The sequence below is a fragment of the Pseudomonas sp. SJZ079 genome (assembly GCF_007993865.1).
Taxonomy (GTDB): Bacteria; Pseudomonadota; Gammaproteobacteria; order Pseudomonadales; family Pseudomonadaceae; genus Aquipseudomonas.
The window spans coordinates 1-9,215 of the sequence record NZ_VIUH01000050.1 but is presented as its reverse complement, the minus strand read 5'-3'; the positions used below and the strand labels follow the sequence as shown (position 1 = coordinate 9,215).

Here is a 9,215-nt window from a genome sequence, read left to right as displayed (position 1 = left end):
TGTCCAAGGGGCCGTGGAATGAGTGTCCAAGTCAGCGTGGAATCGCTGTCCAAGTGTTCGTGGACTGGGTGTCCAAGTGCGCATGGAATCCCCACACCATGGCGAGTAGCGACGTCAAGCACAGCTGGAAGTAGGTGCTGCTTACGCCGCCTTGGCTTTGCTCAAGTTCGATGGCGAGCAATTTCGAGGTAAGTTGGTTTGTCTTCTCTATCAGCGGGAACATCGCGTCGGAACGCGCCATCGGCGTCACCCGCACCGCATCGGAAAGTTGCTGGAGCACGTCTGCGTACTGCCCTTGAATGCTCGCTTCCAGATCCGCCGATTTAAATTTGGATCGCAGGCTTTCGATAAGAGCCGGGTAGGCATCGGGAAGCTTGCCTTGGCCCGCGAGAGAGCCAATGAGTGAGCTTTTAAGCTCTAACAGAAGTGTTGTGCGTCTGACTGACTCTGCGTTTTCATAAGCACTATAAAATCCCGTGGCTGTCACCGAGAGACCAATGCCAACGGCGACTGAAAATCCAAACGCAAGCTTCTTCTGGACACTTAAGTTGTCGAAACGATCGATGATCACAAGCTGACCTGTTTTTTGTAGTTATTCGGCAGGATTTACTAGGTATTGGCCAGTTAAGGGTGCACATCATTTCGCCAGCGTTCGCGCCTGTAAGTGACCTGAAATAAGGAGCAGGGTGACCTCCGAAGAGGGAATCGATCTGCGGCTTCAATATCGTTTGGATTGACCGGTATTGAGCAGGCACGAGCAATGTGCTCGGGCCAAGGATTAGGGAAGAGAATTCAGGCTAAAGCGGGGGGGGAAGAGGCGGCGCGATTGACGTGCACAAGCCCACGGCGCTCATTGCGAGCGCCGTATCGCAGAGCACATAACTGTCCTAGTGCTCGACAGACTTACCGCAGTGTTGAGTTCGATATTGGGAGGGTGTGGCCCCATAAGCCGCTTTGAACAGGCGGGCAAAATGGCTCTGGTCGACGAACCCGCAAAGCCAGGAAATTTCCCCAATAGAAACCTTGCCATGCATCGGGTTAGCCAGAAGTCGCACGGCACGCTCTAGCCTTATCGATGTAAGTAACGAACTGAAGCTAGTACCGGAGCTCGAGAGTACTCGGTGCAGATGGCGGGTGCTGATGGCCATTTCGTTCGCAATGACTGAGGGAGACAGCATGTGGGATTGGTGGTGCTCAAGAATTCCCTCTTTGATACGTTTCGCCAGCTCAGAATCGTGCTTGTCCGCACTAGGTTGATTCATGATTAGCGAGCAAAGTGCGCCAAACTGATCGGCAAGAACAAACCGTGGAACAGAGGACGTCTCCAGACCAGAGTCTGCGACGGCTGTCAGCAGCCCCGTTAGCGGCCGAGCCCAAACATCGCCTGCCCCTAAGGGTTTTCCAATCAATCTGTGAGGGTCGGCAACCCAGGTACTCAGCCAGTCTTCTGGCATGTGTGCGGTCAGGCAATTGCTTCCATCTGGAAACTCAAGTGTGTAAGGGTAGCGGTCGGATAGCAGAATGAATGAGCCCGGATGGACAATCGTGCTTTCACCGTGGTGCGATACCAGAATCCGACCCTCGCGAGCAAACAGAAACTCGAAGAACGGTTTTTTGTCCCTTGAGGTCATCTCGATCGAACGAGAGGTTTTTTGCGCAGCGCATTGCAAAAAATTCAAGTCGACTGGGCCGAGTCCATATCGAACCCAGGAAGCACTAAAGGCGCTATTGAGTTCGCTATGAACAGACATCTCAGCGATCTCAGCGGAGACCATCGCATTAAACGCGTTGATCGGCTGCAAGTGGGACGCGTCGCGCGTCGACCACTTGCGATCACGGGTTTCACTGGGCGCAGCAATCATGTATCACCTCTCGTGCTGAGGTGTATTGGCAGAGTCTTCCTCAGCCTCTTGCTCGACTGACACATCAAGCCGACTCCTATTTTTATTGCTAGTCACGAGCTGACGCGTCTTTTATCGAAGTACCTGGCCCCTCAGGTAATCACGTTTGGGATCGGGACAGCTCCAGACCCGGTTATGCAGGGTGCGGATCATCTTTGCATACTCAGTTCCAGCCTGAACAATAAATCAACGCGTTGCGACGTACAACCGCCGGTGATCGGCCTGTGAGGCTCTGTCCCTTTCCTCCTAAAGGCGTGGCACTGGCAGGCGCGCATGCTTCTTTCGTCGCTGTCAACCTAGCTTCCAATTCCGGAAGCAGTGGTGGTACGTCGAGGTTCTCCTAAAAAAGATGGCGCGTGCTGCGTGGTGTAGGCGGCGAACGTTCTCACAGTTCCGGAAGGCAACCCCATCAGCTCAACAATAAAAACAAGAGATTTTGTCGTGAATAAAATAATGATGATGGCTATGGCCAGCGTTGGCACGATCGCGTCCGCCTCCAATGTTTGCTTTGCGGCAAATGGTACGCAGTTAACTGGTTATGGAGCGAAGGCGGCAGGAATGGCCGGTGCAAGCGTCGCCTTCCCGCAAGATGCTACCGCCGCGGCTACCAACCCGGCAGGGATGGCTGTAGTGGGCTCCCGCGTAGATGGCGATATACAGATTCTCTACGTGGAAAGCGAGACGGAGTTCTTGAATAGCGAGAACAAACATAGCGGCAAGCGTTACGCGCCCATTCCGGAATTTGGGATCAACTACCAACTGAATGACCAAGTTTCGTTGGGCTTCGCCACCGCTGCGTCTGGTGTGCTTTTTCGCTACAACGATGCGCTGATTCCTAATCCCAATCTGGATCGTGCCAAAGGGGCGTTTCTGCAAGTCGTAGGTTTACCTACCTTGGGCTACAAAGTTAACGATCAGCTGTCGTTGGGCTTTTCCTTGGCGCTTGCTGCGCAGCGGTTTGAAGTCCAAGGCATCCCACTACCTGACGGTAGCGGTGGCTTCCCGGCACACGGAGCCGAGTACTCCTACGGCACTGGTTGGCGTGCGGGCGCGCTCTGGCAAGCTAACGATTGGTTCTCGGTCGGGGCCATGTACGCCGCGAAAATCAAGATGAGCAATCTGGACAAGTACGAGGATGACTTGCTCTCGACCGTTGGCGGCTCAATCGATGTCCCGGAGCAATATTCCGTCGGCATTGCGTTGAAGCCAACTGATCAACTGACGTTTGCATTGGATTGGCAGCACATCTCGTGGCAGAACGTCGACGCCTTTCATGAGCTCTTCGGCTGGCGCTCTCAGGACGTGTTCCGCGCTGGTATCGCTTATGAGCTGAATCGTCAATGGACTATTCGAACCGGTTACAGCACCACCAGAAAGCAGTTTGGATCGGACTACGCAGTTCAGAACGCTTTGCTTGTTGGCATCAACCCTAATGCAGTGACGTTTGGTGCCACTCGTACTCTCCAGAATGGTGGCGAGCTGACCTTCGGCTATGAGTATGACCTCAGCACTAGCGTTAAAGGGTCGGGCGCGAGTGAAGGCAGCAAAATCAGCACGAATATGGGGTTTGTAACGGTCGGCTATGGCTGGAAGTTCTGATTCAGCAGAACACAAGTCCGGCAGGTCCTCTGCCGGATTTTATATTCCTTCTTGAAAGGCAATCTTATGTTTGTTGGTTCTGTAATGAGCCTTCAGCCGCTCGCTGAAGGCATCGTTCATTGGGCTATTTCCACAGTAGGTGCGGCTGTCAACACGCTGTCCGAGAAGGCCTTGGACGAATGGGAAGCCGTGCTTGATCAGCTTGAAACGACGGACGCTATAAATGGCTTGGTGATTACCAGCGATAAAACCTCTTTTATCGTAGGGGCCGATGTAAAAGAGTTTCCTGCAATCTTCGAAAAAAACCTCGTCGATATCCTGGCCTGGGCAAAGCGTGCACAACAACTCTGTAACCGCATCGAAAACCTTCCTTTCCCCACTGTCGCGGCTATTAACGGAGCCGCTCTGGGTGGCGGATTGGAATTCGCGCTTGCTACGGATTTTCGCCTGGCAACTGCTGACGCGGTCTTGGGATTGCCGGAGGTTACCCTTGGGCTTTGTCCAGGCTGGGGAGGCAGTGTCCGTTTAACGCGAATCGCGGGGATGTCTGCTGCTGCGCCCTTGATTCTCAGTGGCGCGCACATGGACGCCACGGCTGCATTAAAGATCGGGGTCATTGATAAGGTCGCACCTCGTGACCGCCTCTTGGATGAAGCTATCGCGCTATTGGGGACCGGTCATCCGTTTGCCGAAGCCAAAATTCGCCGGGCGCTGAAAAAAGAGCCCCTTACTCGTGTGTCGTTAGAGCCTTTAGATACCTTTCCGACGCGCGGAAAGAGCAAGCAAGTGTTTACTGCGATTTATCAATACCTAGGGCGGCAAGCGCGATTGACCTTTAAAGAGGCGTTAGAAGCGGAAAGGATTCTGTTCGCCAATTTAGCCAAGGGCGACGTAAGCAAGGCGCTCATCGGGCTATTCATTATTGAGCACCACGCAAAATCTGCCGCTAAGAAAAAAACCGCGAATAACGTGCGTGTTGAGCGGGCGGGAGTGATTGGTGCCGGTGTCATGGGCGGCGGGATCGTTTATCAGATTGCTGCCGCTGGGGTCGAAGTAAGCCTAAAGGACGTTAATCCAACGGCCCTTCAATTGGGCGTCGACACCGTCGCGGGTTACCTCGATAAGCAGGTGTCTCGTGGCAGGATTAGTCAAGAAAACCGGGCTGCAGTTGCCGCTCACGTATCGCCTGGATTGGACTGGGTTAGGTTCGATCGCGTGAACATCGTCATTGAGGCTGTGGTCGAGCGCCTGGATGTAAAGGCGGACGTTTTATCCCAAGCAGAAGCTCGGATCCCTGAACAGGCCATTCTGACCTCGAATACCTCCACCCTATCTATTGATTTACTGGCTGAAGGTCTAACCCGCCCGGCTAATTTCTGTGGCATGCACTTCTTCAATCCAGTGCCGATGATGGCCTTGGTCGAGGTGGTCAAGGGGAGCCTCACCTCCGACCAAACGATCACCAGCGTAGAGGCTTTCGCGCTGAACATTGGAAAGCAGCCCATCGTGGTCAAGGACTGCCCGGGCTTCTTGGTTAATCGGATTCTATTCCCCTACTTCAACGCCTTTAACCTTCTTCTGCTCGATGGCGTTGAATGCAAGCGAATAGACCAGGTGATGGAAGACTTTGGCTGGCCGATGGGGCCGGCTCATCTCGCTGACATCATTGGGTTGGACGTCATGGTGCATGCCGACAAGGTCATTCAAGAGGGGTATCCATCACGGATGCGGCATCACGTCCCCGTGGCAGTCGAGTACATTTATGCAAGTGGCCTGCTCGGACAAAAGAAGGGTGCCGGTTTTTACGAGTATGAGCGCTCATCCAGTGGTCATCGCCCTAAGGACTTGTCGCCTGTCGCTAAGTCTTTCCTGAGTAAATACGCTGGAGCCAAGGATGTTACGGATCAGCAGATCATAGACCGGTTGATGGCACCGCTTTGTATGGAGGCAGTTCGCTGTTTGGACGAAGGGATTGTAGCCAGTGCGGCTGATGCCGATCTTGGGGCGATATTAGGGCTGGGATTTCCTCGCTTCCGCGGAGGACCACTACGCTATATCGACCAGTATGGATTGGAGCGTTTCATTGAGATGGTTCGTGGCTTTCAAGCGCTAGGTTCACTCTATGAGGTACCGTCTGGATTATTTTCGAGAATTGGCAATAACGCGGGTTTCTATCAATGAAATATTGCCTCAGTCTTGGTCTCAAAGGTTTGCATTAGGGGCGATTCACTGCAGACCTTTCGCCAGTTTACTTATGTTGCCATCTTGCAGGTATTCGTGAAGTGCCGCTGGAGCATTGCCAACTCGTGCTCCGAGGCCTCCAGAAGCGCTGTAAGCTGGTGAGCGGTGAAGAAATCGATGGCTGGGGACGTGCCCTATAACGGAAAGTTAACCGCGATATCTGCGAGTCTTTTGACCAGCCCTTGAGTGCGACGGAGCCTGCAAGGACTGGCAGACAATGCAGGCTTGGACCGGAGTCGGCGAATGGACGATGAGTGATTTCTCGTGACATGAACGCAATCGCGATTAGTCGAAGCCGACTGTTCAAAATCAACCTGAGCGTCGGCCAAAATGAATCGCTGGTTGGCCGGTTTTGGCCGATTGCTGCCTATCGCGACCGGCGCTTTGGGTCGACTGCCGCCTTTCGCGACTAGCCGGAGTCGATCCTTTGCAGCCAGCCCTACAACTGCCGGACATAACGCGTGGTGCCCCCAGCTCCCAAGCCCGCATAGGTTAGACAACCCGCACAGCACTTCCCCCAGGGAGATATCCAGGCTTCCTCGCTCAGCCTAGAGCGGCGGCCGCCAGTCGCTGAACGCCTGGCTCAGGTGTTCGATCCAGGCGCGCACGGCCGGGAGCATGCCGCGCCTATGGGTGTAGACCGCCTGCAGATGACCGCCTGGTAGGCGCCATTGCGGCAGCAAACGCACCAAGCGGCCATCGGCCAGCTCCTCGTGGCAATAGGGTTGCGGCAGCATGGTGATGCCCAGTCCTGCCAGGGCGGCACACTTGCGTACGGCAAAGTCCTCGATGGCCAGGCGGGCCGGCAGACTGATGTCTTGCACCTGGCCGAGGTCATGCTGAAGGCGCAGATGGATCTTGCGATCCGCTTCCAGGACGCCAAGAGCGGGCAGTTTGCTCAGGTCCTGAGGCGTTTCGATATGGTGGCCCTGGAGCAGGGCTGGCGCCGCCACCACAAAGGCCTGCGCCGGTTGCAGGCGGCGGCTGATCAAGGTCGGGTCTTCGTCTTCGGCGCTGCGCACGCGCAACGCCACATCCACGCCTTCATTGAGCAGGTCGACGCGGCGGCTGGTCTGCATCACCTCCAGCTGCACTTTGGGATAGGCGGCGATAAAACTGACCACCAACTCCGGCAGCAAGGCTATGCCACCGGGTGTACTGACGCGCAGCCGTCCACTCGGCTCGCTGGTCAGGCTGGCGACGGTTTCCTCGGCCTGATCGGCCTCCTGCAGCATGGCCTGGCAGTGACGCAGGTAGCGTTCGCCGATATCGGTCAAGGCCAGTTTGCGTGTGGTGCGCTGCAGCAAGCGTGCGCCCAGGCGGTTTTCCAGTTCGGCGATGCGCCGTGACAGGCGTGACTTGGGGATGCCCAGCAGCCGGCCGGCGGCGGCGAAACCGCCGGCTTCCACTACCTTGGCGAAGTAGAACAGATCGTTGAGGTCATGCATGGTCTTATCGTCCTGTCAGTGGGACGAACTATCGCATTTTTACCGACTAATAGGCTATTGGCTCTACCGGTAGTATCTGTTTCAGCCCGATCGCCACTGGGTGATCCCACCTTGGAGACTGACATGAAACTACTTCACCTCGATTCCAGCATCCTCGCCGACTCTTCCGCTTCCCGTCAGCTCAGTCGCGCCGTGGTCGATGCCTGGCAAGTCGCAGAGCCGGACGCACAGGTGATCTATCGCGATCTGGCCAGCGATGCCTTGGGGCATTTTTCCGCGGCCAGTCTGGTCGCCGCAGGCACTCCGGCCGAACTGCGCAGCGCCGCCCAGCAGCATGAAAGCGAGTTGTCGGAGCGCACCCTGGCGGAGTTTCTCGAAGCCGATGCCATAGTGATTGGCGCACCGATGTACAACTTTTCCCTGCCGAGCCAGCTGAAAGCCTGGATCGACCGTATCTCGGTCGCCGGCAAGACGTTCACCTACACCGAGAATGGCCCGCAGGGTTTGGCTGGCGGCAAGAAGGTGGTGATAGTGTCCACCGCCGGCGGCGTGCATGCCGGTCAGCCGAGCGGCGCGGCCCATGAGGATTACCTGAAGTTCGTCCTCGGCTTCGTCGGTATCGACGACGTTCAGGTGGTGCGCGCCGAAGGTCTGGCCTATGGGGAGGAGCCGCGTGCTGCGGCCATGCAAGCGGCGGCGCAGCAAGTCAATGAACTGTTTATCGCGGCTTAATCTGGCCGTTAAAACACAAGGCCCGCTGAATTAGCGGGCCTTTTTAGTTGCTGCCAGTGATCTGCCAGGTAGCCTGGGTAAGACACTGATGGAAAGCGTTCCGCGCTTTTGCACCCTGCGCCAACGTGAAGGCTCTGTAGGGGAGCAAGGTTTACTTGTCCACCAGCTTCAGGCGGGTACTTAGAACCAGCGGTCGTTGCGCTTGCGTCCTCGGGTCAGGGCCGGCAGGAGTAGGCCGAGGAGCAGGCCGGCGCCGGCGATGCTGGCGCCGTAGACCAGGTAGCGCATCAACAGCTGATTGTTCTCATCGCCCAGTTGCGCCTGCGTGGTGCGCAGCTCGGCTTGGGTCGCGCTCAGTTCGGCGTCGAGGGCTGTGCGGCGCGCTTGCAGTTCTTCGATCAAGGCTTTGCGCGTGTCCAGTGTCTCCTGCATGCCCTGTACCCGGGTCTTCCAGTTGTCGTCGATGGTCTTGAGTTGGTCGCTGAGCTCGGCTACTTGCTGCTCCAGTTGCGGCAGTCGTTCGGCCTGGCCGGGTATGTCCTGCAGGTCGCTGCTGGGAATCCAGACGGTGTCGCCGGCCTCGCCGCGGATCTGGCTGTAGTTGCCCTGGGTGCTGATCAGCTCGACCTTCTGCCCGGATTTGAGCGTACCGACTATGCGATAGCCGTCAGTCGGGCCGCTGCGTACATAGGTGTTCAGGCTGTCGCTGACCCAGCGCTGATTGCCGGCGTCCTCCTGGGCTTGGGCTGGGCCGCAGACGGCGAGCATGGCACCGAGCAGGGCGACGCCAAGGGCACGGCGCTGGGTGCTGAGCTGGAGGCAGGAAAGATCAGAGAAAAGTGCAGAAAGATAACGAGATAGGGGCATGAGGACTTCACATGAAAAAGGAAAGATAAAGGCTCCGATGGCCAGCGAGAACGCAATGGGGCAGTAGCCAATAGGCTCCGCCAGGGTAGCGACGGGCTTGTTGTTTCGACGGCAACAGCGATGGCGGCTTGCGGCGGGGAGACCTTCGGCCTCTCCCTGGGGTGCTCATGGCCGGCTATGCCATCCCGACAGTCCGCCAAGTGACAGACACTTGAAGTCGGGCTGGGTTCATTCACGATGCCTCAGACACCGGGCAAGCAAAAGCCAAAGGGCCACATCCAAAGGGGCGGATGATTTACTTTTAGCCCTTCCGCCCGCTGCAGCTGTCCTCTTTGCCTAGGGTCTGTTGCCGTTTCATTCGCGGCCGCGCCGTAGCTTGTTTTTGCGCGAGGCAAGGCACGAGGAGCGCGGTTTGGTTGTTCCAAAT

At 56.5% G+C, this 9,215-nt stretch carries 7 protein-coding genes; 3 read left to right on the top strand and 4 right to left on the bottom strand.

What is annotated here, in order from left to right; all coding sequences use genetic code 11:
* Positions 1-31 precede the first annotated feature (31 nt).
* Together FBY03_RS22860 and FBY03_RS22855 are read right to left on the bottom strand one after the other, a co-directional pair.
* A complete protein-coding gene (locus tag FBY03_RS22860) occupies positions 32-571 on the bottom strand; it encodes a hypothetical protein (RefSeq protein WP_147174641.1) in 540 nt (179 codons plus the stop codon).
* A 316-nt stretch (positions 572-887) separates the two neighbouring features.
* The gene (locus FBY03_RS22855) at positions 888-1,862 is read right to left on the bottom strand and encodes an AraC family transcriptional regulator (protein ID WP_147174640.1); all 975 of its coding nucleotides are present in this window, start codon (positions 1,860-1,862) and stop codon (positions 888-890) included.
* A 480-nt stretch (positions 1,863-2,342) separates the two neighbouring features.
* On the opposite strand from FBY03_RS22855, the gene FBY03_RS22850 reads away from it, so the two are divergent.
* A complete protein-coding gene (locus FBY03_RS22850; RefSeq protein ID WP_147174639.1) occupies positions 2,343-3,500 on the top strand; it encodes an OmpP1/FadL family transporter in 1,158 nt (385 codons plus the stop codon).
* A 66-nt stretch (positions 3,501-3,566) separates the two neighbouring features.
* Positions 3,567-5,681, top strand: coding sequence for a 3-hydroxyacyl-CoA dehydrogenase NAD-binding domain-containing protein (locus FBY03_RS22845; RefSeq protein ID WP_147174638.1), 2,115 nt, complete (start codon positions 3,567-3,569; stop codon positions 5,679-5,681).
* Positions 5,682-6,289: 608 nt separating this feature from the next.
* On the opposite strand, the gene FBY03_RS22840 is transcribed toward FBY03_RS22845, so the two are convergent.
* Positions 6,290-7,189: a LysR substrate-binding domain-containing protein gene (locus tag FBY03_RS22840; protein ID WP_147174637.1), complete on the bottom strand. Its 900-nt coding sequence runs from the start codon at positions 7,187-7,189 to the stop codon at positions 6,290-6,292.
* A 123-nt stretch (positions 7,190-7,312) separates the two neighbouring features.
* On the opposite strand from FBY03_RS22840, the gene FBY03_RS22835 reads away from it, so the two are divergent.
* Entirely contained in the window at positions 7,313-7,921 is a 609-nt protein-coding gene (locus FBY03_RS22835; protein ID WP_147174636.1) for an FMN-dependent NADH-azoreductase, read from the top strand.
* 180 nt (positions 7,922-8,101) lie between these two features.
* Here the strand turns inward: FBY03_RS22835 and FBY03_RS22830 are convergent, their stop codons facing one another.
* Positions 8,102-8,788, bottom strand: a complete 687-nt coding sequence (locus FBY03_RS22830; protein ID WP_147174635.1) for a TIGR04211 family SH3 domain-containing protein — start codon at positions 8,786-8,788, stop codon at positions 8,102-8,104.
* Between the last annotated feature and the right edge of the window lie 427 nt (positions 8,789-9,215).

Excerpts from the sequence above, each read along its gene's own strand:
- FBY03_RS22840 (WP_147174637.1), bottom strand. The coding sequence starts at position 7,189 with ATGCATGACCTCAACGATCTGTTCTACTTCGCCAAGGTAGTGGAAGCC.
- FBY03_RS22845 (WP_147174638.1), top strand. The coding sequence starts at position 3,567 with ATGTTTGTTGGTTCTGTAATGAGCCTTCAGCCGCTCGCTGAAGGCATC.
- FBY03_RS22835 (WP_147174636.1), top strand. The coding sequence starts at position 7,313 with ATGAAACTACTTCACCTCGATTCCAGCATCCTCGCCGACTCTTCCGCT.
- FBY03_RS22855 (WP_147174640.1), bottom strand. The coding sequence starts at position 1,862 with ATGATTGCTGCGCCCAGTGAAACCCGTGATCGCAAGTGGTCGACGCGC.
- FBY03_RS22830 (WP_147174635.1), bottom strand. The coding sequence starts at position 8,788 with ATGCCCCTATCTCGTTATCTTTCTGCACTTTTCTCTGATCTTTCCTGC.